The sequence below is a fragment of the Sulfurimonas lacustris genome (assembly GCF_059705355.1).
The window spans coordinates 2,215,539-2,239,170 of record NZ_AP046125.1; the positions used below are offsets into that span (position 1 = coordinate 2,215,539).

At 40.3% G+C, this 23,632-nt stretch carries 22 protein-coding genes, 1 tRNA gene and 3 rRNA genes; 9 read left to right on the forward strand and 17 right to left on the reverse strand.

Features of this window, described 5'->3' with window-relative positions; all coding sequences use genetic code 11:
* Positions 1–69: 69 nt before the first annotated feature.
* A complete protein-coding gene (locus AC6H4V_RS11530) occupies positions 70–252 on the forward strand; it encodes a YgaP family membrane protein (RefSeq protein ID WP_428728960.1) in 183 nt (60 codons plus the stop codon).
* Between the two features lie 51 nt (positions 253–303).
* Entirely contained in the window at positions 304–1,299 is a 996-nt protein-coding gene (purM, locus tag AC6H4V_RS11535) for a phosphoribosylformylglycinamidine cyclo-ligase (RefSeq protein ID WP_497606952.1), read from the forward strand.
* 56 nt (positions 1,300–1,355) lie between these two features.
* Here purM and AC6H4V_RS11540 read toward each other — a convergent pair whose 3' ends face one another.
* The 8 genes from AC6H4V_RS11540 to AC6H4V_RS11575 form a co-directional block, all read right to left on the reverse strand.
* Complete coding sequence (locus AC6H4V_RS11540) at positions 1,356–1,937, reverse strand: DUF302 domain-containing protein (protein ID WP_428728958.1); 582 nt, start codon at positions 1,935–1,937, stop codon at positions 1,356–1,358.
* A gap of 241 nt (positions 1,938–2,178) precedes the next feature.
* Positions 2,179–3,453, reverse strand: coding sequence for an OmpP1/FadL family transporter (locus AC6H4V_RS11545; protein ID WP_497606953.1), 1,275 nt, complete (start codon positions 3,451–3,453; stop codon positions 2,179–2,181).
* Between the two features lie 400 nt (positions 3,454–3,853).
* The gene (locus tag AC6H4V_RS11550; protein WP_497606954.1) at positions 3,854–4,450 is read right to left on the reverse strand and encodes a hypothetical protein; all 597 of its coding nucleotides are present in this window, start codon (positions 4,448–4,450) and stop codon (positions 3,854–3,856) included.
* Positions 4,447–4,962: a hypothetical protein gene (locus AC6H4V_RS11555; RefSeq protein WP_428728955.1), complete on the reverse strand. Its 516-nt coding sequence runs from the start codon at positions 4,960–4,962 to the stop codon at positions 4,447–4,449. Before AC6H4V_RS11555 ends, AC6H4V_RS11550 begins: the two co-directional genes overlap by 4 nt.
* A 182-nt stretch (positions 4,963–5,144) precedes the next feature.
* Positions 5,145–5,260: ribosomal RNA gene (rrf, locus tag AC6H4V_RS11560) — 5S ribosomal RNA — on the reverse strand.
* 252 nt (positions 5,261–5,512) lie between these two features.
* A 23S ribosomal RNA gene (locus AC6H4V_RS11565) occupies positions 5,513–8,402 on the reverse strand.
* 323 nt (positions 8,403–8,725) lie between these two features.
* Positions 8,726–8,802, reverse strand: a tRNA-Ile gene (locus AC6H4V_RS11570).
* A 161-nt stretch (positions 8,803–8,963) separates the two neighbouring features.
* Positions 8,964–10,484 (reverse strand): 16S ribosomal RNA (locus AC6H4V_RS11575).
* The 16S, 23S and 5S rRNA genes sit together here with 1 tRNA gene alongside, the layout of an rRNA operon.
* A gap of 504 nt (positions 10,485–10,988) precedes the next feature.
* On the opposite strand from AC6H4V_RS11575, the gene AC6H4V_RS11580 reads away from it, so the two are divergent.
* Positions 10,989–11,693, forward strand: coding sequence for a Bax inhibitor-1/YccA family protein (locus AC6H4V_RS11580; protein ID WP_497606955.1), 705 nt, complete (start codon positions 10,989–10,991; stop codon positions 11,691–11,693).
* Positions 11,686–12,084, forward strand: coding sequence for a thiamine-phosphate pyrophosphorylase (locus AC6H4V_RS11585; protein WP_497606956.1), 399 nt, complete (start codon positions 11,686–11,688; stop codon positions 12,082–12,084). The genes AC6H4V_RS11580 and AC6H4V_RS11585 overlap by 8 nt, the downstream gene beginning before the upstream one ends.
* Positions 12,085–12,324: 240 nt before the next feature.
* Here the strand turns inward: AC6H4V_RS11585 and AC6H4V_RS11590 are convergent, their stop codons facing one another.
* From AC6H4V_RS11590 to soxC, 5 genes are all read right to left on the reverse strand, one after another.
* Positions 12,325–13,368: an MBL fold metallo-hydrolase gene (locus tag AC6H4V_RS11590; RefSeq protein WP_497606957.1), complete on the reverse strand. Its 1,044-nt coding sequence runs from the start codon at positions 13,366–13,368 to the stop codon at positions 12,325–12,327.
* A gap of 113 nt (positions 13,369–13,481) precedes the next feature.
* Positions 13,482–13,781 carry a thiosulfate oxidation carrier complex protein SoxZ gene (soxZ, locus tag AC6H4V_RS11595; RefSeq protein ID WP_497606958.1) on the reverse strand — a complete coding sequence of 100 codons (300 nt, stop codon included), beginning with the start codon at positions 13,779–13,781 and terminating at the stop codon, positions 13,482–13,484.
* Positions 13,782–13,839: 58 nt separating this feature from the next.
* Positions 13,840–14,292, reverse strand: a complete 453-nt coding sequence (soxY, locus tag AC6H4V_RS11600; protein WP_428730394.1) for a thiosulfate oxidation carrier protein SoxY — start codon at positions 14,290–14,292, stop codon at positions 13,840–13,842.
* 41 nt (positions 14,293–14,333) lie between these two features.
* A complete protein-coding gene (locus AC6H4V_RS11605; RefSeq protein ID WP_497606959.1) occupies positions 14,334–15,446 on the reverse strand; it encodes a c-type cytochrome in 1,113 nt (370 codons plus the stop codon).
* Between the two features lie 13 nt (positions 15,447–15,459).
* Complete coding sequence (soxC, locus tag AC6H4V_RS11610) at positions 15,460–16,797, reverse strand: sulfite dehydrogenase (protein ID WP_428730396.1); 1,338 nt, start codon at positions 16,795–16,797, stop codon at positions 15,460–15,462.
* 360 nt (positions 16,798–17,157) lie between these two features.
* Between soxC and AC6H4V_RS11615 the strand changes: the two genes are divergently transcribed.
* The gene (locus tag AC6H4V_RS11615) at positions 17,158–17,604 is read left to right on the forward strand and encodes an MOSC domain-containing protein (RefSeq protein ID WP_428730397.1); all 447 of its coding nucleotides are present in this window, start codon (positions 17,158–17,160) and stop codon (positions 17,602–17,604) included.
* On the opposite strand, the gene AC6H4V_RS11620 is transcribed toward AC6H4V_RS11615, so the two are convergent.
* The 4 genes from AC6H4V_RS11620 to AC6H4V_RS11635 are packed head-to-tail and all read right to left on the reverse strand — an operon-like array spanning position 17,586 to position 20,764.
* Entirely contained in the window at positions 17,586–18,278 is a 693-nt protein-coding gene (locus AC6H4V_RS11620; RefSeq protein WP_428730398.1) for a methyltransferase domain-containing protein, read from the reverse strand. The two genes, AC6H4V_RS11615 and AC6H4V_RS11620, sit on opposite strands and share 19 nt — an antisense overlap.
* Positions 18,275–19,120 carry a metal ABC transporter permease gene (locus AC6H4V_RS11625; RefSeq protein ID WP_497606960.1) on the reverse strand — a complete coding sequence of 282 codons (846 nt, stop codon included), beginning with the start codon at positions 19,118–19,120 and terminating at the stop codon, positions 18,275–18,277. The genes AC6H4V_RS11620 and AC6H4V_RS11625 overlap by 4 nt, the downstream gene beginning before the upstream one ends.
* The gene (locus AC6H4V_RS11630) at positions 19,074–19,838 is read right to left on the reverse strand and encodes a metal ABC transporter ATP-binding protein (protein ID WP_497606961.1); all 765 of its coding nucleotides are present in this window, start codon (positions 19,836–19,838) and stop codon (positions 19,074–19,076) included. Before AC6H4V_RS11630 ends, AC6H4V_RS11625 begins: the two co-directional genes overlap by 47 nt.
* Entirely contained in the window at positions 19,835–20,764 is a 930-nt protein-coding gene (locus AC6H4V_RS11635; protein WP_497606962.1) for a metal ABC transporter substrate-binding protein, read from the reverse strand. Before AC6H4V_RS11635 ends, AC6H4V_RS11630 begins: the two co-directional genes overlap by 4 nt.
* Positions 20,765–20,871: 107 nt before the next feature.
* On the opposite strand from AC6H4V_RS11635, the gene secG reads away from it, so the two are divergent.
* The 4 genes from secG (at position 20,872) to AC6H4V_RS11655 (ending at position 23,631) form a co-directional block, all read left to right on the forward strand.
* Complete coding sequence (gene secG / locus AC6H4V_RS11640; protein ID WP_428730402.1) at positions 20,872–21,261, forward strand: preprotein translocase subunit SecG; 390 nt, start codon at positions 20,872–20,874, stop codon at positions 21,259–21,261.
* 95 nt (positions 21,262–21,356) lie between these two features.
* Positions 21,357–21,914: a ribosome recycling factor gene (frr, locus tag AC6H4V_RS11645; protein ID WP_428730403.1), complete on the forward strand. Its 558-nt coding sequence runs from the start codon at positions 21,357–21,359 to the stop codon at positions 21,912–21,914.
* 1 nt (position 21,915) lies between these two features.
* Positions 21,916–22,524: an orotate phosphoribosyltransferase gene (pyrE, locus tag AC6H4V_RS11650; protein ID WP_428730404.1), complete on the forward strand. Its 609-nt coding sequence runs from the start codon at positions 21,916–21,918 to the stop codon at positions 22,522–22,524.
* 9 nt (positions 22,525–22,533) lie between these two features.
* A complete protein-coding gene (locus AC6H4V_RS11655) occupies positions 22,534–23,631 on the forward strand; it encodes a glycoside hydrolase family 3 protein (protein WP_497606963.1) in 1,098 nt (365 codons plus the stop codon).
* Position 23,632 lies beyond the last annotated feature (1 nt).

Below are 23,632 nucleotides of genomic sequence, written 5' to 3' on the forward strand. Positions count from 1 at the left end.
TCCAAATATGACATTTTGTACACCATTTTTTGCTATAATTCACACTTAAAATATATATAAGGATTTCTAATGAATTTTGATAAAATCAGAAAAAATTGTAGAGTAATCAGAATAGTTGTTGGCTTAGCCCTCATCATCACAGGTGTTGTTACAGGTAACGCATGGTTTTACTTAGGCGTTCTTCCTCTTGTTGCAGGACTTACAAACTTCTGCCCACTCTGCATCATCACCAAAAAGTGCTCTCTCAAATAACTCTAAACTCTCATAGGGTATAATCCCATACTTTAAATATGGGAGCCATACATGAGCCAAATAAGCTACAAAGATGCCGGTGTTGACATAGACGCCGGCAATAGTTTCGTAGAAAACATCAAACCTTTAGTCAAAGCAACAAAAATTCCAGGTGTTCTTGGCGGTATCGGCTCTTTTGCAGGAGCATTTGAGATTCCAAAGGGCTTTAGAGAGCCTGTAATGCTTGCCGCAACTGATGGTGTTGGCACAAAACTCAAACTCGCCATCGACTCCGGCATACACAACACAGTGGGCATCGACCTTGTCGCGATGTGTGTAAACGACCTTCTTTGTAACTTTGGCACTCCCTCTTTCTTTTTGGACTACTACGCAACAGGCAAACTTGATGTAAAAGCGGCAACAAACGTACTTGCCGGCATATCTGAGGGGTGCATCCAAGCAGAGTGTGCGCTTATCGGTGGAGAGACTGCTGAGATGCCGGGGATGTATGCGCATGATGACTATGACCTTGCAGGTTTTGCGGTAGGTATTGCTGAAAAGAGCGAGATGGACAGAGTTTCCATGGTAAGAGTAGGAGACAAGCTTATCGCACTTCCGAGTTCAGGACTTCACTCAAACGGTTTTTCACTTGCGAGAAAAGTTCTTTTTGAAAAAATGGGGATGAAGTTTGAGGATGAGTTTAATGGCAAACCTCTTATAGAGACACTTTTAACGCCTACACGCATCTATGTAAAGATGTTTAAAGAGCTGAAAGAACATATCGTTGCACTTGCGCATATCACAGGCGGGGGAATCGTTGAAAATCTCCCTCGCGTTTTACCTGAAAACCTTATGGCAGAGATACAAGGAGACGCTATCAAGGTACTTCCTATCTTTGAGCTTATGGCGCAACATGTCCAAAGAGAAGAGATGTTTAGAGCTTTCAACATGGGCGTTGGCATGATACTTGTAGTAAGAGAAGCGGATGTTGCAACTGTTTTAGCTAAAACTGACGGTTATCTTATCGGAGAAATCAAAGAGGGAAAAAGAGAAGCAGTTATTATCTAGTGCCTCTCTTTAGAGGAGAAATAATTTAAGAGAGTTTTGCGCCTAAGCGCAAAGCCTTACTCTCCAGAAGCTGCAAGTCGTGGAATCTCTTCCATAGCTTTTTTCACATTGAGCATATCTTCAAACAAATCTGGATTGATTGGTTTTTTATCTGTTCCGCCGTAAAGTGCGAGCGTCATATCCATAGTAATGAGGTATCTTCTTCCATCACCATACTCTACCAAAACAACACGACATGGCATAAATCCGCCATAGTAACGAGAGTGGTTAAACATCTTTTTAGCAACGTTTAAAGCACAAAATTCAGCGATTCTCGCATGCACCACTTCATCTGGCTTGCCGTCTTTGATTCTAAACATATTTTTCTCACCAACAAAGAGCATGTTGTACTCTGATGCGAGTGATTTCATAGATTCAAAAAGTTCCTCTTCATCTATGTCTTTTTTTACTTCAAACTCTAACATCATCGCCTGAGCAGGATCTCCAGTCTCACCAATAGTATCCATCATCTTCGCATACGCTTCTTGCGTCTCCGATTCAAATCCTATAAACGTTGTACCCATCTTCATTATAGTACATCCACTAAAAAGAGATGCCACCAAAAGAGTTGAAACTCCCATTACTACACTTTTTAACATGCCTATCCTTTGTCTATAAAGTTTACTTTGTGATTTTTTTATCACAAAGCCAATGTAAGAATTGTATCATACAAAACTGTAATTTTTCTGAAATAAATCTCTTTTTTTTAAAAAATATAATTTTTTTATCACATTTATATTTAAAATTATAGCTCTACAAAAAACAAGAGCAAATAAAGAGATAATTTGAGATTTTAAAAAGCGTAACACCGCTAAAAAGCGGTGTTAAAGAGAGAAGTTCTTAGAACGCGTAGTTAAGTTGAACTGTATAACTTTGCTCAGAGTGTGTACTAGTAATATCTTCACCAGTAAAACCTGTAAAAGTTTCTTTATTTTCTAAACCATATACAGCAGCCAAATCTATAGATAGCGTCTCATTAAATGCATAAGTACCACCTAAAGTAATATGACTTTCTTGAGTTCCTGGAAAACCAATTAGGTTAAATGAGTTTGTTAAAGAACTAGGACCTGCATAACCCATCAATCCAGACATATTTGCAGCATGCGCATTATCAATTGCTAAACCTTTGCCGCTATTATCTTGCACAGCTGACTCTGCATACTGGTAACCTGCACGCACAGCCCAGCCATCAGTCGCATACTCATAACCGATTGCGATCACATCTTGGTCTTCCCAACCAAACTCTTTATAACCTTCAGCATCTTCCCAGTTGATATTTTTATAATCAAGTGCTATTGTATGTCCAGATGTTGTATATGATATACCCACGCCATACTCTGCAGGTGTCGCCATTTCATCAATCGTAGTACCACCAAAAGAAGGCCCGACCATAAAGCCATCCAATGCAGCATTCATTACATCTTTTGTATCAAATTTGATCTCAGATTTATAAACTGCACCAAGTGTTAAGCCATCAGTCTCATACGCTAAACCAAAATTTACACCTACAGCCACATCTTGAGCAACACCAGAACCAATAGGATCTCCAATAAAATCAGCTGGTTGAGTATATTGAATATCTAATGAAGAATACTGTACTATTGGAGTGATACCAATGCTAAAACCACTATTAGTATATGCTATAGGCACACCAAACTGCATAGTTTGAAGCGCTGTAACCATACTAAATGTATTTTCTGTCACATCTCTATAATCAACACCGAGTCCACCTGTACCCCACATACCGATACCCCAGTAAAAATTATCATTGATCTTAGAAGCTAATGAAACTGTAGGTATAACAAAAAAATCTGAATCGCTAGTTTGTTCAGCACCAGTAGACCCACTAGGTAGATTGTTTGTATTAGCTTGAACTTCAATATCTGGCATAAATACAGTACCACCAAATGATACTTCATTATTACCTTTAATTGTAGTAATTAAAGCTGGATTAGCAATTCCTGACTCAGCCCCATGACCAACACCAATTTGAGTACCACCCATACCACGAGCTTTTGCGCCAATACCGATTAACGATGAACCGTTTGTTGCGAATGCAGAAGTTGCACCTAAAGCTAAAGCAGCTACCACTGCAAGTTTAATTGTTCTTTTCATTTTCTCTCCTACGAGTAATTTTTTAGAATGTAAGCATTATAGGAGAGTAATTTTTAACCGAATCTTAAATGAATAGTAAACAAACATAAATAAAACTTAAAAGAAGTATGGGGAAAAAATATTATATAAATTTGGTTTATAACTCTAATCATTGAGTGAGATAAAAATATCACATTTTAGTGGAAATATAAATTTTATATATAATTAATGGCTTCTCTTCTAATATAACTTTGATTTTTTGTGTATCACACTTTGTGTGATAAAATTATCATATTGTGTAAAAAAGTAACATTAAAATTCTGTAAAAAAAGCTTTTTTATAAAGAACTCTTAGGCAGAGAAAAGAAGTAATGAAAAAAGAGGCGCATAAAAAAGAGGAAATAGCGCTAGAGACGGAGAGGTTAGTGAAAAAAAACTTTCTCCTGAACTATTTTTAAACCCTCTTGATTGTATATTTTGGCATCTTTTATATCTAAAAGCATATATCCAGAACCATCTTCAAGAAGCTTGCATGATGGTTGCAAGCTATTTTGCTCTGCTTTTTTATTTATCTCTGGCTCTACTACGACAAGCTGCGTCTGTTCTTGTAGATTGACCTCACCTTGGCTTAAGCCTCCAAAAAGATGCCCATCACGCTCATCTAAAAATGCTTTTGCACCTTTTGCTTCTATAGTATCGCTTATCTTTTGTTTCTCTATCTCTTTTTTGATAGTGGCAATATCTTTGGCTTCAAAAACCTCTTGCGTCATGCTCAAATAACCACTATGGAGCTCTTTACCCACAATAGCAAGATTTCCTTGGCTTAGTCCACCAAAATGGCGTACCATCAAACACTCACTTGGCACAAGGTAGGCCTTTGCATCGCTCACAATAATCTCTTTTTTATATTTCAAAAAAAGAGTATCAAGAGTTTTATTATCAACATCATTAGATATAAGTAGAAGCTCTGCAGCGCCCAAAGAAGCAACTACTGCAGCTACGCTAAAGAGTATCTTCACTTGAACACATCCTTATCACTGAGCCACAGTATCCATGAGTACTTTTTAATGTGACTGTTGTCAAAAAGAGCATCATCTTTGATATGGTAGTACTCATAAACAACAGAGATTTTTCCATCATTAGCCGCATCGATATAAGGCTCAGGGATAATAATCTTATACGACGACACACCAGGACCAAAACCTCGCTCATCTATATCATCAAGCGCAAGCACCCCATAAAGCTCTTTTGAAGAGGAAGGAACCTTTACGCGCACATGCTTCGCACCAAAACCAAGCGCATGTTGATACCCTTTGATAAACTTCTCTCCGCCGATGTTGAGTGAATGGTAGTGTGTCTTACTTTGAAATGGCGCTTTAAACGCACCTTGAAGCTTAAAACTACCATCAACAGCAGTGATAACAACATCACTCTCTTGGATAGTGCCTTGTGAAATATTTTTAGTATAAGTAGTTGTAGCACACCCACTTAAAAAAAGAAGTGCCGTAAAAAGAAAAAGAGCAAATTTCATGTAAAACCCTATTTTAAAATGAGTAGATTATACCTTTATTATTACAAATGTCAAAACCTGAATTGTAAAAAGATAGGATTGTTTTATTTTTTTAAAATATTAATTATAATGTGTTGAGTAAAAAAGCAATAATAAGATTTAATTTGAAGTTAATTTGTAAGAAGTAAGAGTAAAAATGATCAACTAGGCAGCGACCTACGTTCCCAACCCTGTAAGGATCAGTATTATCAGCGATGAGAGGCTTAGCTTCTGGGTTCGGAATGGAGCCAGGCGTTTCCCTCTCTCTATAGCCACCTAGACAGACCATATATAAAGATATAACGCTTAAGGAAGTAATTCCTTAAGCTACGCTAACGCTAAGTTCTCTTCAGCAGAGAGCTCACGGACGCTAAACCGTCCTTCTTGTTAACCTATATACTCATATATAATCTGTAAAGATTAGAGAAGATTTCCATTGTTAAAGTCAACATCAATTACTAAATAACTATTACTACAAGATACCTATACACTAAGTAAGGTAGTGAACGAATTTGTTCTACTCAAAGAACTGTAAAAAAAGACGAACGTACTATTAGTACTGGTCAGCTAAACAGATTACTCTGCGTACACATCCAGCCTATCAAGCTTGTAGTCTTCAAGCGTACTTCAGGGAGAGTTCATCTTGGAGTTGGCTTCCCGCTTAGATGCTTTCAGCGGTTATCTCATCCATGCGTAGCTACCCAGCGATGCTCTTGGCAGAACAACTGGTGCACCAGTGGCATGTCCAACCCGGTCCTCTCGTACTAGGGTCAGCTCTCCTCAACTCTCCTACGCCCACGGAAGATAGGGACCGAACTGTCTCACGACGTTCTGAACCCAGCTCGCGTACCGCTTTAAATGGCGAACAGCCATACCCTTGGGACCTGCTCCAGCCCCAGGATGCGATGAGCCGACATCGAGGTGCCAAACCTCCCCGTCGATGTGAGCTCTTGGGGGAGATCAGCCTGTTATCCCCGGCGTACCTTTTATCCTTTGAGCGATGGCCCTTCCACACAGAACCACCGGATCACTATGACCGTCTTTCGACTCTGTTTGAGTTGTATCTCTTACAGTCAGGCTCGTTTATGCCATTATACTCTACGATGGATTTCCAACCCATCTGAACGAACCTTTGTAAGCCTCCGTTACTTTTTAGGAGGCGACCGCCCCAGTCAAACTACCCACCAGACATTGTCCTCCAAGTGGTTCACACTTGCGAGTTAGCTATCAGAATATTCAAGGGTGGTATCTCAAGGATGCCTCATCTACAACTGGCGTCATAGAATCAACGGCTCCCACCTATCCTGCACATGAATATCCCAATAGCAATGTCAAGCTATAGTAAAGGTGCACGGGGTCTTTCCGTCTTTCCGCGGGTAGGAGGAATTTTCACCTCCACTACAATTTCACTGGATCCCTGGTTGAGACAGCTCCCATCTCGTTACGCCATTCATGCAGGTCGGTATTTAACCGACAAGGAATTTCGCTACCTTAGGACCGTTATAGTTACGGCCGCCGTTTACTTGTGCTTCATTTCAAACCTTCGCAGAGCTAAGTAATCCATTTAACATTCAAGCACCGGGCAGGCGTCACACCCTATACATCCTCTTACGAGTTAGCAGAGTGCTGTGTTTTTGGTAAACAGTCGGGAGGGACACTTTGCTGCGACCCGTCAATGCTTTATGGAGCAAGTCCATTAACAAATAGGGCACACCTTATACCGAAGATACGGTGCTAGTTTGCAGAGTTCCTTAACCAGGGTTCATCCACGCGCCTTAGAATACTCATCTCACCCACCTGTGTCGGTTTACGGTACGGGCGACCATTGTTCTCGTTTAGAGGCTTTTCTCGGCACGACAGTATCATTGATTCAAAGCGCTCTCCGAAGAGATTGCTCTGCCTGTAAGATCTCGGTCTAATGTTAAGCGGATTTGCCTGCTTAACAACCTACGTCCTTCGACCCACTATTCCATCAGTGAGCTCAATTAACTCTATGCGTCCCCCCATCACTCAAGCGAACAACAGTCGGTATTGGAATATTAACCAATTTGCCATCGTCTACCCCTCTCGGACTCGACTTAGGTCCCGACTAACCCTACGATGACGAGCATCGCGTAGGAAACCTTGGGTTTACGGCGAAGGGAATTCTCATCCCTTTTATCGCTACTCATGCCTGCATGCTCACTTCCAGCCGCTCCACCACTCCTTGCCGGTATGGCTTCTACGCTGACTGGAACGCTCTCCTACCACTCACATAAATGTGAATCTAGAGCTTCGGTGCTTGTCTTAGCCCCGTTATATTTTCGGCGCAGAATCGCTAGACCAGTGAGCTGTTACGCTTTCTTTAAAAGATGGCTGCTTCTAAGCCAACCTCCTGGTTGTCACAGCAACTCCACATCCTTTTCCACTTAGACAAGACTTTGGGACCTTAGCTGCTAGTCTGGGTTGTTCCCCTTTTGACGATTGATTTTATCACCCACCGCCTGACTCCCGAGGTTACACATGAAGTATTCGGAGTTTGATAGGGTTTGGTACCGCGGTAAGCAGCCCTAGCCCTGTCAGTGCTCTACCCCTTCATGCTACTGCTCGAGGCTATACCTAAATATATTTCGGAGAGAACCAGCTATCACTGAGTTTGATTGGCCTTTCACCCCTATCCACAAGTCATCCCAAGACTTTTCAACGTCAGCGGGTTCGGTCCTCCACTGGCTCTTACACCAGCTTCAACCTGCTCATGGATAGATCACTCAGTTTCGGGTCTGCAGCATCTGACTATGTCGCCCTATTAAGACTCGCTTTCGCTACGGCTTCTCGTTCGATTAACCTTGCCAGACACCACAACTCGCAGGCTCATTATGCAAAAGGCAGTCCGTCACACTTATAAATAATAGTGCTCCGAATGATTGTAAGCCATAGGTTTCAGGTTCTATTTCACTCTGCTCACCGCAGTTCTTTTCACCTTTCCCTCACGGTACTTGTTCGCTATCGGTCTAGTAGTAGTATTTAGGGTTGGAGGGTGGTCCCCCCATATTCAGTCAAGATAACACGTGTCCCGACCTACTCTTTCCTTAGTCTAGTACTCTATAAATGTTTTCGCTTACGGGAATATCACCCTCTGTGTTCACTCTTTCCAAAGTGTTCGGCTAACAAATATAGTATCACTAAGTGCCCTAATCCCATTTCGCTCGCCGCTACTTTGGGAATCTCGTTTGATTTCTTTTCCTTTGGGTACTGAGATGTTTCACTTCCCCAAGTTCGCTCTCCCGTAGGAGTAGTATGATTCTCACCATACTGGGTTGCCCCATTCAGAAATCCCCGGATCAAAGCTTCTTGGCAGCTCCCCGAGGCTTATCGCAGCCTAGTACGTCTTTCATCGCCTCTACTAGCCAAGGCATCCACCTATGGCCCTTAATATCTTTTTTATTCTAATTTGCGTTCACTACCTTACTTAATGTAGGGCAGTATTTGTAAATAATTGTAGTTATTTAGTTGATATATTTATAATTTGATTCTAGCGAGTATATAAGATTTCTCTTTTTAACCTCTAGTTATCTCTTTATAACTATATGTTGACTTTAACAATGATAATTGAATGAACATTTGGTATAAAACCAAATATAAATCTTTTTTTAAAGACTTATATTTAGTTTTTAAGCTTGGTTTTTTGTGCTAGTCGTGCTTAAAAAAGAAGCGAAGCATACTGTAGTATGTGAGTTTCTTTTTTAAGTGCGAATAGTGCAAAAAATGGTGGGTTTGAATGGACTCGAACCATCGACCTCACCCTTATCAGGGGTGTGCTCTAACCACCTGAGCTACAAACCCATTTTTTTACCCAGATCACTGAGTACTAAGCAAGTAAAAGACTAAAATAACTATTTTTCTCTTGTACGACTCGGCATTTAGTGCCTCGCGTGTACTGGCTTTTAAGCCTTGTGAGATTTTCTTTGTATGTCAATTCAAACGAATGATTGACTTTACTCTAGAAAGGAGGTGATCCAACCGCAGGTTCTCCTACGGTTACCTTGTTACGACTTCACCCCAGTCGCTAATTCCACCGTAAGTGGTAGCCCCCCGAAGGTTAGCTTCCCAATTTCGGGTGAAATCAACTCCCATGGTGTGACGGGCGGTGAGTACAAGACCCGGGAACGTATTCACCGTAGCAATGCTGATCTACGATTACTAGTGATTCCAGCTTCATGTTCTCGAGTTGCAGAGAACAATCCGAACTGAGAGACGCTTTAAGTGATTGGCTCCACCTCGCGGTATTGCAACACTCTGTACGCCCCATTGTAGCACGTGTGTAGCCCTAGCCATAAGGGCCATGATGACTTGACGTCGTCCTCACCTTCCTCCTCCTTGCGAAGGCAGTCTCCCTAGAGTGCCCAGCCGAACTGCTGGCAACTAAGGACGAGGGTTGCGCTCGTTGCGGGACTTAACCCAACATCTCACGACACGAGCTGACGACAGCCGTGCAGCACCTGTTTTCAAGCTCCCCGAAGGGCACTACCGTATCTCTACAGTATTCTATCAATGTCAAGGCTAGGTAAGGTTTTTCGCGTATCTTCGAATTAAACCACATGCTCCACCACTTGTGCGGGTCCCCGTCTATTCCTTTGAGTTTTAATCTTGCGACCGTACTCCCCAGGCGGAACACTTAATCTGTTAAGTGCATCACCGCAATGACAAGCATCGCGACGACTAGTGTTCATCGTTTAGGGCGTGGACTACCAGGGTATCTAATCCTGTTTGCTCCCCACGCTTTCACGCCTTAGCGTCAGTAATGTTCCAGGAGATCGCCTTCGCTTTAGGTATTCCTAGTGATATCTACGGATTTTACCCCTACACCACTAATTCCATCTCCCCCTCCCATACTCTAGTCTAGCAGTTTCAAATGCAGTTCAATGGTTGAGCCATTGGATTTCACATCTGACTTGCTAAACAGCCTACGCGTCCTTTACGCCCAGTGATTCCGAGTAACGCTTGCACCCTCCGTATTACCGCGGCTGCTGGCACGGAGTTAGCCGGTGCTTATTCATATGCTACCGTCATTTTCTTGACATATAAAAGGAGTTTACACACCGAAATGCGTCATCCTCCACGCGGCGTTGCTGCATCAGGGTTCCCCCCATTGTGCAATATTCCTCACTGCTGCCTCCCGTAGGAGTCTGGTCCGTGTCTCAGTACCAGTGTGGCGGATCATCCTCTCAGAACCGCTACCCGTCATTGCCTTGGTGAGCCATTACCTCACCAACTAGCTGATAGGATATAGTCTGATCCCAAAGCGAAAAGACATTTCCCTTCATACCTTATGATATGAAGGTGTATCTAGTATTAATCACCGTTTCCAGTGGCTATCCCAGTCTTTGGGGTACATTAACTATAGTTTACTCACCCGTGCGCCACTCGTCAGCAAAATAGCAAGCTATTTCCTGTTACCGTTCGACTTGCATGTGTTAAGCACGCCGCCAGCGTTCACTCTGAGCCAGGATCAAACTCTCCATAATTGAAGTTAGTTTAATCTTTGCCCAAGAATTAAAATTCATTGGCTTTGTTTGCTCTCTATACTGTTACATATAGAAAGACTTGTAAAGTATCTATTGCTATAGATACCCATTTGGGTATAAATAGAATAGACGGTTGTTGTTATTTAGTTTTTATAAGTAAACTTATTTGACTAAGATAACTATTTCTAGTTATTAAAGTCTATCTACTTGCTTAGTTTTCAATGATCTCAAACTACCTGAAACTTCGTTACAAAGCCTCTTAAAACCTAAACTTTAGGTCTCTGTGTTTGTGGATGGGAATTATAGGGAAATGAGACTTAGAAGTCAATAGTTTTGCGCACAAATTTTGAAATTTCTTTTGAAATGTTTAGATTTTGTAGCCTAGTAGTTTCCGATTATTTTTATAAAGGCTTCTGATACTCCCTTGTATGTTGCTGTTTATTAACTCTTTGCATATAAAATTCTTATGCATACAAAAATGTATCGTATATATAAGGAAAAAATATGGGACTATATGACCGTGATTACGCAAGAGGGAATGCTTCTACTTACAATAGCAGTTATGCTAAAAGTGAAGCGCAAATTGTTTCTTTTGTAAAAGAGACATATAAACTATTCGCAGCCTCAATGATGGCTGGAGCTGTTGGGGCTTATGTTGGTGTTCCTATGGCTGGAACCATTCAATCATTTTTTTGGCCTCTCTTTTTCTTAGAGATAGGGTTGTTGATAGGGTTGCATTTTGTAAAACATAAACCAGGTATCAACTTAGCCGTAATGTTTGGATTTGTCTTTATGACGGGTCTTATGCTTGCGCCTCTGTTGTCTCGTACTCTTGGAATGAGTGGTGGAGCTACTATTATAGGAAATGCTTTTGCAATGACCTCTGTAGTGTTTGGGGCTATGAGTTTTTATGCCATTAAGACTACAAAAGATTTTACAGGGTATGGAAAACCTCTTATGATTGCTATGTTTGTGATCATTGGCTTTTCAATTCTTAATATCTTTCTTGGAAATCCAATATTGCATATAGCTATCTCTGGTGTTGTAGTTGTCCTTTTTAGCATAATGGTCATTTATGATACTCAAAATATTATGCAGGGCACTTATGAAACTCCAATTGATGGTGCAATTGCTCTATATTTGGATTTTTTAAATATATTTACTGCACTATTACAGCTATTTGGTATCTTTGGAAATAGTGATGAATAATCAGCTCTCACCCGAACTTTTTCGGGTGATTGATGCAAATCTCAACCGCCTCAAAGAAGGCATACGAGTTGTTGAAGATATCATGAGATATAAAAACAACGACAAAATCCTCTCTCATAAACTTAAAAATCTACGACATATCGCAAATGTTCAAGAAAGCTTAGAGCTCCTCAAGTATCGAGACAGTACAAATGACGTTCTTCGCCAAACAATAAAAAGTGAAATGAATCGTGCAGATTTGACGGATATCATCCTTGCTAACTTCAAAAGAGCTCAAGAGTCGTCTAGGGTTTTAGAAGAAATCTATAAGCTCTCTAACGCTACATATAGTGAGAATTTCAAACATATACGTTATGAGCTCTATACACTTGAAAAAGAGATTCTTAGCTAGATACTCTTTGCTCTTCATCCTCTAAATAATAGTCCTCAAGTTATCATTGACTTTCTAGTTTTTTTGCGTGGCTTAAGCCCTATTTTCATTGCAATGATTAAGAGAATAGTAAATTTTAAACAGATAGAAAAAGATGAAGAGATGAAGCAAAAGATTTAAAGAAGAGATTAAAAAACGTATGAAGATGCGATGTAAAAAAGAGGTAGTTCAGCAGAGGTGCTGAACTACTTTACTATAGGGTTATTCTAGCCCCATATCGTACTCTTGGAATGCTCTAGCAACATTCGCCGAATTTAATAAATCATAGAGTGCTTTATCTTTAAACTCTTCGAGAGGCACTTTTTCAACAATTTCTGTACTATCGATACCATCATCGATTGCTTTTAGGATTCTCTCTTTTGTGAGTGAAAAGTACTGCACAGACTCATCTGTTGCTGTTTTGTCAATAATAAAACCGTGTCCTGGAACAAGAGTAGTCCACTCTTTAGAGTTGATAGCCTCAAGTGCTTTGAGCTGTCCTTCTACGGATCCATCTCTGTTAGATGTTACTCTACCATTCATAACAAGGTCACCTGCAAGAATCACTTTATTGTCTGGCATATAAAGGAAATAATCCTCTTCTGAGTGACCGTTACCTACTGGAACGTACTCAAAGTTAACGCCACCAATAGCAAATTTAATTGATTCTTTTTGCTCATATGACTTGTCAACTGCGATGATTTTTGTTCCTCTGATAGCATTTTCTGAGAGAGTTACAAACATTCTACTTGTTGTTTCACCTGGGTGATAGTTTTTGTTTACTGAGTTTGGTCCAACAATCTCTGAACCGTGAACTTCTTTGTAGTAGTTGTTTCCTAACCAGTGGTCATCATGTTCATGACTCATCAAAACAGTCGTTACTGGTAGTTTTCCAACAAGTTTGCTCATAGCTTCGTATGCTTGTTTTGCATAGATATACGTAGGACCTGTATCCCAAAGTGTGTATCCTGTTTCAGTTTTGATATAGCAAGTATTTACCATATTTCCGCCGTTTTCTTTTGTAGGAATTTCAAGTGCTCCGAAGAAACACCATACGTTATCTGCTACTTGCTTAGGCTCAAGCTTATACTGCCACTCATCACTTACTGTTGCTACTGGAGCTGGAGCTGCTGCAGTTGTTTGTGCTGCTGGAGCGGACTTTTGGGCAGTTGTTTCAGATTTTGTTGTGTCTGAAGAACATGCACTCATAAATGGAAGCATCGCAAGAGCTGTGAGCGCTAACGGATTCATTATTTTTTTTATCATAAACATTTCCTCTTTTTTTTTATATTCTTGGAAGAATATAACTCGTATGTAGAATACAAACCAATTATATTCTTGAGATATCAAAAATGGTTTCCCCAAAAAGGGGAAAACCACTACTTGATAACGTCTTTATCAGTCTCAGTAGCACCTTTGTCATCGATAGTCTCAACAACGATTTCATCACCTGCTTTAGCACCTTTAAATTGGAACATAAAGTAAGGATCTTTTGACAAGAATGGACCAGTTGATGCTTCCCATACAACTTTACCGCCTACTTTAGCAGTAACGTGTGTAAGATAACTTACTGGCACTTTTTTCGTTTCAGCTTCTTCTTTACCAACCATTGGGTTAGAGAGTAAAAGTTTTACCTCTGTAACGCCATCTTTATTTTTAGCTTTGATTTTCATACCCATAATATTTTTCCTTTTTTTGTTTTTTGTTTTTTAGATTTATTGATGATGTGGGGTTAAATCAACCTCCACAACCACCGATAGAAACTTCTACTTTTTGTACAGCTGAATATAACTTGCCGTCCTTGCCTTTTGCTACAACAGTAACATTTGCAGTTTTTCTCATTTTGATTTTAGTTTGCATATCAACAACACCATTATCACCTAATTCAAATACCGCTACAGCACTTCTTGGGTTTGCATCTTGGAAGAGAGCGATTGTTACAAGCTCTACTTTTGACTTGATACCGATTGGCACTGCGCCACCGTTTTCAGCCAATTTTGGAGCTTTAATTTCGATTTGTCCATCAGTTGCAGCAGCAGAACCAAATAACGCTTCAATAGCCTCTTTACTTGTTGGAGCCTCCCATGCTTTTGGAGCAGTTGCTACAAAATCAGTTGCACTAAGGCTAACAGGTAAAACAGATGCAGCAGCAGCTACAGCACCTAAACTTAAAAACTTTCTTCTTTTCATTTTTTTTCCTTTATCTCGATGTGAAGTAGATCTAGCAAAAACTACTTGCTAGATTCTACCATATATTTTACAATATCTTTGACTTGTGCGTCACTTAAATCCATAGCACCACCTTTTGGAGGCATACCGCCTACACCATTGATAGAGTTATGATTTACCTTATCCATGCCTTTTTCCAAAACTGTTGCCCAAGCGCCTTTATCTCCGACAGCCGGTGCTCCCATTGCATCAGTTTTGTGACAAACTGCGCATGATTTTTCATAGAGCTTTTGAGCTTCAGATACAGCACCTTTTGCTTCTACTTTTGGAAGATCTCTTACAGTAGAGTATGCTGGTACAACAGCCGTAATCTCATTTCCTATCTTCATAACAGGTTCTTTTCCACAATTTGTCATACAGCGAGTACCCACTGCACCAAAGTTTTTAGGGTTTTTATAGAACGCTCTTACGTTTTCTACACCTTTTGGTCCATCAATATTTGGATAGAAACCATTACGATTTGGCATAACAATCTTTTTGAAGTTATCTTGATTTAACTCTTCGATATCTGCTCCATCAATTTGTACACCGCTCTCTCTTAGAAGATATGCAGTCATAGCATACATCTGATCTGGTGAGTAACTCTTCGGATTTGCATATGGCATTGCATCACGAATATACCAAATAAGCGTACTTGCCTGTGGCCAGTAAGAACCAATCGTTCTGTTTGGAGCTTCTTTACCTGGGCAATCTCTTTGGAATTTTAGTGACTCTAAAGAACCGCCTGTTAAAGTCGGATATCCTTTTCCACCTGCACCAAATTCACCGTGACAAACAGCACAATCTTTATCGTAAAGCACTTCACCATCATCAGCAGTACCGCTACCTACTGGCAAACCTGTACCATCTGGCATGATATCTGCATCCCAAGCTTTTAACTCATTTGCAGTAGGTGCTCTACCAAAGTTAACACCTTTGGTTGATTGGTCATTTACTTTATATGCAGTATATGCACCATTTTCTCTCTTATACGTTACACCGCCATCTAAAGCATTTTTAGTAGCTTTGTAAATATTTGCCGGGAGTGGTTTTGTTTTTGCCTCTGCTGCAAACATTGTTGTTGCTAAAAGTGCGCTTGCAGCTATAGCAATTAATTTATTGTTAAATTTCATCATAATTTACCCCTCTCTACTTTGGACAGTTGTCTGTTCTAACTTGAACATTATGAACTGAGCCGTCTTGTCTAACTTCCCAAGTACAAATTGAGTTTCTATGATAAACACCCTCTAATCCCATAATAGACTTCTCTTGAGTAACTGATGGCTGTACAAAACCAGCATCATCCATTGCGCGAGACTGAATCAATAAAGGTTTCCCTTCATATTTGTACATATATGAGAATCTTGTCCATGATTTTGGAAGAACAAGCCCTTTGAGTTTTGCTTCAACATAGTTGTCTCCACCATCAAAAGAGATATCAACTCCCGTAATTGTTCCATGACCACTCCACGCGATACCTTCAACCTCTACTAAGTCACCTTTTTTGAGGTCTGTCCACGGTTTCTCTGGACATGGAGTTGTAATGATAGAGTTTACTTCTAATGGATAGTAGTGCTGAATTGCTTTACCACTCGGCATCAACGCTGTATATTTTGAAGTCTCTTCTTTACAATACCATGGCTCTGCACCAAACTCTAAACGCTTCAACCACTTAACACATAGGTTTGCTTCCCAGCCTGGTAACATAAGACGAACAGGATATCCTTGCTCTGGTCTAATCGCTTCACCATTTTGAGCCCAAACAATCATCGCATCATCAAGTACTTTTTCAACAGGAACAGTTCTACTCATCTCTGAACCATCAGATCCCTCAGCTAACATCCACTTTGCAGTAGGTTTTAGACCGATTTCATCAAGAATAGTTTTGAGACGAACACCAGTCCACTCAGCATTACTCATCATCCCTTTTACAAACTGTAAAGAGTTAAATTGAGGACCTTTCCACTCAGCAGCACCATTTGCAGGGCACTCCATAAAAAGAATTCTACTCTCAGCTGGGTATTTTTTCAACTGATCTAGTGTTAGAACGATAGGTCTCTCAACCAAACCATGAATCATGAGTCTAAACTTGTTAGGATCTACATGAGCAACACCGTTATGTGTTCTTGTAAAATGCAAACCATTTGGAGTAATGATGCCTTCCAACTCGTGAAGCGGCGTCATAGAAACAGCAGCATGCATGTCACCCGCTGAAGAAAGAAGACTTGAAGTTCTTCTTACAACGTTATGCTCGTATGCTGATGGTATCCCGTATGGGTGCTTGTTTAGCTCATCACCTAAAGTTGTTCCCCATTCAACATGGTGAATTATATTTTCATCGTCTGCAGACAATTTTACAGGTGCTAAAAGATTAGCAGCAGCAATTGCACTTACAGAATAAGCAGCAGTTCTTTTGAAGAAATCTCTTCTACTCGAGTGCTCTTGATTTGTAGTAGTTTCTAAATTATTTTCAGAAATATTACTCATTTATGACCTACCTCCCTCTTTTAATCTTGTAGATTTCATAAGTATGCAAAAGCACACAAAATACGAACTTTTTCATGCATATATGAAATGCAAGACGACGATTATATATGAATTCAAATTAAATTGTCAAGGCTAATTATGAAAAATGTGAGAAAATTATTACATTTTTATGAATATACTCATTTGGTAACATTCTGAATAATTTTTATTTATATACGATATTAATTAAATTTATATTTTTACTCTTTTTCTGTTTTTCGGGTATCCCCACATAAAAATATGCTACCATTTCGCATAAAAATTAGTACAAAATCAAAACTATATTGCTAGTTGTATTTTGTGTAAAAAGGCATATCTCAAATGTCAAACAAAAAAGTTGGACGCGTTTTAAATCTTTTTGTATCACAGAGTGGAGTTTCTCAGAGAATAGAAAAAAATCTTCTCTCTTTTGATACACTTGGGGTAGTTGAAGATAAGTTTTATAACAAGAACATAGAGCGTTCTGTTTTAATCTCTTCAATGGATAGCTATAATCTTATAAAAAATTATGGACTTGAGATGCCACTTGGTTATCTTGGCGAAAATATCCTGCTTGACTATAACCCCTATGCGCTTGAAGTTGGAAGCGTGTTGCAAATTGGGAACACAGTGCTTGAAATCACACAACACTGTACTATCTGCAACCATCTTGCTGTTATTGATGTTAAAATTCCTACACTTTTAAAAAACGACAGGGGTATCTTTGCGAAAGTTGTCGGAGATGGGGATATCAAAGTTGCAGATGAAGTTTACTTACTTGGCGCATAAATAAAGACGACTTCAAACTCCAAATAGGAGAGCGGGTACTCTTCTAGGAGTTTTTTACTCTCTTTATAGCTTAGCACTTTCCTTGAACCGCTTACACCGCTTTTTTTAATATAGCGAAACATATCTCTTGTTGATTCAAACTCAAGTTTATAGTTGACTACCTCACAATGAGCGTCAAAAGAGTTCTCTGCGAGCCTCTTTACCTCATCGGCGCTTCGGAGTATGGAGCTAATGGACGCGGTTTCGTTGAGAGTTTTAAAAGTGTTGGATGTAAAAATCGCCAAAGAGATAGGCGCATCAAGTTTTTGAATAGAGTGAAAAACTCTCCCCAAATCATGCGCCCATTGCAAGGCAGATGCTGAGAAAATAAAATCCCACTTATATGTAAGCATCTTCTTAAAGAGCAAATCTTCATTGAAATCTGCGTAGAGAAGCTCAATCTTTGGAGATTTTGGATGTAAATCCAACATTCCTTGCGCAAAATCGACACCACAAAAATAGTCATACTCCCAATCTATCGCTTGTATAAGTGCGCCGCTTCCGCATCCAAGGTCTAAAATACGTTTAGGTTTATGTGCTACATGGCTTAGAAGTTTTTCTATCACCCTGTTTTGGATGACATTGTAACTTCCATACTCTAAGGCACGCTTGGAAAATTCAGAACTTACGTTCATCTTCTATTGATAACCAAAGAGAGGATAAAAATAAAAAGAACACACAGCACTATAGTAGCACCCGATGGAAGTGAGAAGTGAAAAGAGAGCGTCATACCAGAGAAAACACTTAAGAGTGCGATACAAAGAGAGATAAGCACTGTTTTTAAAAATCCAACCCTAAACTGAAGCGCTGCAATGGTCGGGATAATCATAAGCGCACTGATAAGAAGGCTTCCTACTACTCTAATGGAGAGCGCTATGATGATAGCCACAATACTCACAAGCAAAAGATTTAAAAAATCTACTTTGATACCGCTTGTTTTTGCCACCTCTTCATCATAGGCGATAAAGTAGAACTCTTTGGAAAAAAGCAGAAGCAAAAAGAGAGAGATAGCTCCAAATACTGCGATAACAACGATGTCATCGCTGCTTACAGCAAGGATAGAGCCAAAGAGATAGGAAAATAACGAGTTGTTAAAAGCCCCACCGAGCGATACGATAATAACAGCTGATGCTAGTGAACCTGAGAGTAAAATAGCAAGAACAGCGTCACTGTAGAGTGAAAACGCACTTCTTAAATACTCTATAAGCCACGCCGCAAAGAGTGCAAAGAGTACGGCAGACCAAAGAGGGTTAAACTCTGCAACAAGTCCCACTGCCACGCCAAGAAGCGCTGAATGCGAGAGTGTCTCCCCGATGAGGGAGTAGCGTCTTAGAACAACAAACGTACCGCTGATAGAAGCTAAAATGGCGATAATAATCCCCGCTATAAAAGCTCTTTGCATAAAATCGTATTCAAACATCTCTAACATTTTAATGCTCGTGTCTATGGTTGTGAAGAAGATGCGCATCAATGCCATAGAGCGAACTCATCTCCTCACAGCTTAGTGTCTGTTTTGGGTTATTGCAGATGATGGCTTTTTGGTTGATGGTAAAGAGACGTGCGATATCGTCTGCGATAACCCCGATATCATGCGTGATAAAGACGATAGTAATGCCATCTTTTTTGTTGAGCTCTCTTAGGAGCGCATAGAAGTTTTTTTGCGATGCCGCGTCAACGCCTGTGTTTGGCTCATCTAGGATAAGCATCTTTGGGTTTGAGGCAAGGGCACGTGCTATCATGACTCTTTGTCTCTGCCCTCCAGAGAGCGTTCCTACCATTTTGTCTGCCAAGTCTAGGATATCCATCTTTTGCATCGCATCATGAACAAATGTTCTATCGCTCTTACTTAATGTGCTAAAGAGCCTTCGTTGGGATGTTCTTCCCATGTTGACGATATCTAAAACTGTTGCCGGAAAGGAGCCATCGACAAGAGAGGCACGTTGGGGAACATAGCCGATTTTATACCACTCGTTAAAATGCGAAAGCCCTTTGCCATAAATCTTCACTTCGCCGTTTGTAGGTTTTTCAAGTCCTAAAAGCATCCGCACAAGCGTTGTTTTGCCGCCGCCGTTTGGACCGATGATAGCAATATACTCTGAGGGGAAAATCTCAAAAGAGATGTTGGAGAGGATGGTCTGCTCTTTGAGAACAAAACTTAAGTTTTTGACATCAAAAATCGGAACGCTAAATTTCATCGGCACTGAAGGGCTTTAGAGATTTTGGCTAAATTGATTCGCATAATAGCATCGTAGCTAAGTCCTGCTTTTGCCTCATCGGCAGTAATGTTACCAAGCGGTTGCAAGACATCGGCAGTGACATTTGCCTCTTTTGCAATATTTTGCATCGCTTTTTCATTTGCAAATTTCTCAAAAAAGATAACTTCTACTTTGTGCTCTTTGATAAATTTGATAAGTTTTATCATATTTTTTGCGTTTGGCTGTGCTTCGGGTGCTAGACCGCTGAGTGGCTCGGTATGGAAGCCGTATCTTTGCGAAAGGTAGGAAAATGCATTGTGGTTAACGATGATAGTATCTAATTTACACTCTTGAAGAGCTATTTTATATGCTGTTTCGAGGTTTTGGAGCATCGCTACATAGGCGTCTCGGTTCTTTTCATACAATGCTCTGTTTTTTGGAAAGAGTGCGATAAGCTCTTTTGTAATCTGCTCTGCGGCTAGCATCATGTTTGATGGATCTTGCCAGTAGTGCGGGTCAACGCTGTTGCCCTCATGGTTGTGCCCATGCTTATGTGCATCTCCATGATTTTCATGCTTTACGCTAAGCTCTCTTAGGTGCACAAATGCGCTTATGTCAACTGCTTTTTTTTGAAATGAAAAGCCCTTAATCCAAGGTTCTAAGCCCGCACCACTATAAAGAACCAAATCACTTTGTGCTATTTTTGCCATCTGCTTTGGTGTTGGCTCATAGCTGTGAGCATCTACGCCAAAGGGGAGAATCATAAAAGTTTGCGCACTCTCACCCGCTATATTTTTAGCGATATCATAAAGAGAAAAAGTACTTGCTGCGATGGTTGGTTTTTGCTGTGGTTCTTGTGCATACAGCGCAAAACAAGAGAAAAAAACCAATAAAAAAAGTGATACAATCGAATTTTTTAAGCCCATGTATGCCCCTGAAACATTTTTGAAATTATAGCTTATTTTACAAAAATTAGTTTTTTTGGGTATAATTCGCCACTTTTTACATAGGCTATTGCCTTCAAGGATAGAGAATGACAGCTAGTTTTTTGCTTATTGTCCAAATAGTTTTAGTAGTAATGCTTGTGATAGCAGTACTCCTACAGAAAAGCTCAAGCATCGGTCTTGGCGCATATAGCGGCTCAAATGAGTCAGTTTTTGGAGCAAAAGGACCTGCTAGTTTTTTAGCAAAAACAACTTTTACCATAGGGTTTTTATTTGTCATCAACACACTGGCACTTGGGTACATGTACGCTTCTGCAGCGGCTGAATCTGTTGTGGATGGCATTGTTGAAAAAACAGATATCGCGGCACCTTCAACAGTGCTTCCTGCTACAACAAAAGTAGAAGCACCTGTAGTAGTGGCTCCAACTACCCAAGAACAAAACAGTTCTACAGAGACCAATTCTACGACACAACAGTAGTTGCATTTTTTTGCAACTGCCCTTCCCCTCAATTTTTCTTTTAAATATTTTCTCGCTACAATACGCCACTATTTTTTACATTGCAAAGGAACGATATGCTAAACGAATTATTCAACGAGTGTGAAACAAAAATGAAGACGAGTGTGAACCACATGCTACGAGATTTTAAAACACTTAGAACAGGGAAGGTAACCACATCTGTTTTGGATAACGTAAAAATTGACTACTATGGAACGATGACTGCGCTTGATCAGGTTGGCTCTATCATAGCAACAGATGCAACGACTATTGTTGTCAATCCTTGGGAAAAAAATCTCTTAAACCTAATCGACAGCGCTATCTCCAAAGCAAATATAGGCGCAACTCCAAACAACGACGGTGTGCAAATCAAACTTTTCTTCCCTGCTATGACGGTTGAGCAGAGACAAGAGTCTGTTAAGCAGATGAAGGGCATGGGAGAGCATGCTAAAGTCGCTATCAGAAATGATAGAAAAAATGCAAACGACAAAGTAAAAAAGATGGAAAAAGATAAAGAGATTACCATCGATGAGTCAAAATCTGCGCAAGATAACATCCAAAAAATTACTGATAAATTTATTGCAGAGATAGACTCTATCTTAAAGAGCAAAGAAGCTGAGATACTAAAGGTTTAATATGGATGTTAAAAAAATATATATGGATGCGGATGCTCTTTTAGAGGGGCATTTTAAACTTAGCAGCGGTAACCATTCACAGTTTTATCTTCAGTCTGCTAAAGTTTTGGAAGATCCAAAAACTGCAAAGCTTCTTGCCGATGCGCTTGCAAAACAGATAAAAGAGAGCGGTTTAGAAGTGGACACTGTCTGCGCACCAGCTCTTGGGGGTTTGATAGCCGGATTTGCTTTGGCAACCGCACTTGATGTCCGTTCGATTTTTGCAGAGAGAGTAAATGGCGAAATGTCCATCCGCCGTGGATTTGAAGTCAAAAAAGGCGAGAGAGTTCTGATGTGTGAGGATATCATTACAACAGGTGGCTCTGCTATGGAAGCGGCGGCTGTTGTAAAAAGTCTTGGCGGAGAGATAGTAGGTGTTGCGGCTCTTGCAAACCGTGGTTTTTGTAAACGCCAACACAGCGATGTAACCACTAAACCCAACTGTAAACTTCCGCAAGATGTTCCGTTTTTTGCACTTGCGGATTTTACGTTTGAGATGTATGCACCTGAGGATTGTCCTATGTGCAAAGCAGGCAGTGAGGCGATTAAGCCTGGCTCTCGAGGAAACTAAGCAGCTGTTTTGAGAGTACCATTTTTGAAACTGTTGCTTCTTTTTTCTCTTTTTGTATCTTCTCTCTTTGGGAGTGAAGATGCAGAGCTGCAAAAGATGGTCGGACGAATGCTTCTTGTAGGGTTTGCCGATGAGAGTATCAACGAAAAAAGCCAAATCGTAGAGCAGATACAAAAGTACGACCTTGGCGGTGTTATCCTCTTTGACCGCTTTTACAATGATAGGAATAAAACCAAAAATATAAGCTCTCCCGAACAACTCCAAAAACTTACTACATCACTCAAATCATTTTCAAAAAAACCACTTCTTATAGCTGTAGATCAAGAGGGCGGCAAAGTTGCACGACTAAACCCAAAATATGGTTTTGAAGCAACGCCATCAGCTTCAAGAGTTGCGCAACTTGACGCTTATATGGCAACACATGTTTACAATGCACTCGCAAGAACACTTGTTCATAATGGTATCAACTGTGACTTTGCTCCTGTCGTGGACTTGAGGACGAACCCTGACAACAAGGTCATCTATGGGCTTGGACGATCTTATGGAAGTTCGAGCGAAGATGTTGCCATGTACGCAAAAATAATGATGACTTCTCTTAAAAACAATAATGTCATCAGCGTGTTAAAACATTTTCCAGGGCATGGCTCTTCACTTGGAGATTCGCATGAGGGGTTTGTGGATATTAGCAACACATGGAACAAAGAGGAGCTTGAGCCATACAAAGAGCTTATCAGTTCAGGGGACGCTGCTATGATTATGAGTGCGCATGTCTTTAACTCCAACCTTGATGCCACCTACCCTGCCACACTCTCGCACAACGTCAATACAAAACTGCTAAGAGAAGAGCTGGGGTTTAAGGGTGTTTTGGTGAGCGATGATTTGCAGATGGGAGCACTTGCAAGCCGCTATACGCTTGAAGAGATTGTGACGCTCTCCATCAACTCTGGCGTTGATATGCTTCTCTTTGGCAACCAACTCGCCTCACAAGATATAGACGAGCTTGTAGCCGTTATCGTCTCTGGGGTTAAAAAAGGGAGTATCTCTTTGGAGAGAATCAAAGAGTCCAACAAACGCATAGAAAAACTGATGCAAAGATATAAGCTCTAAC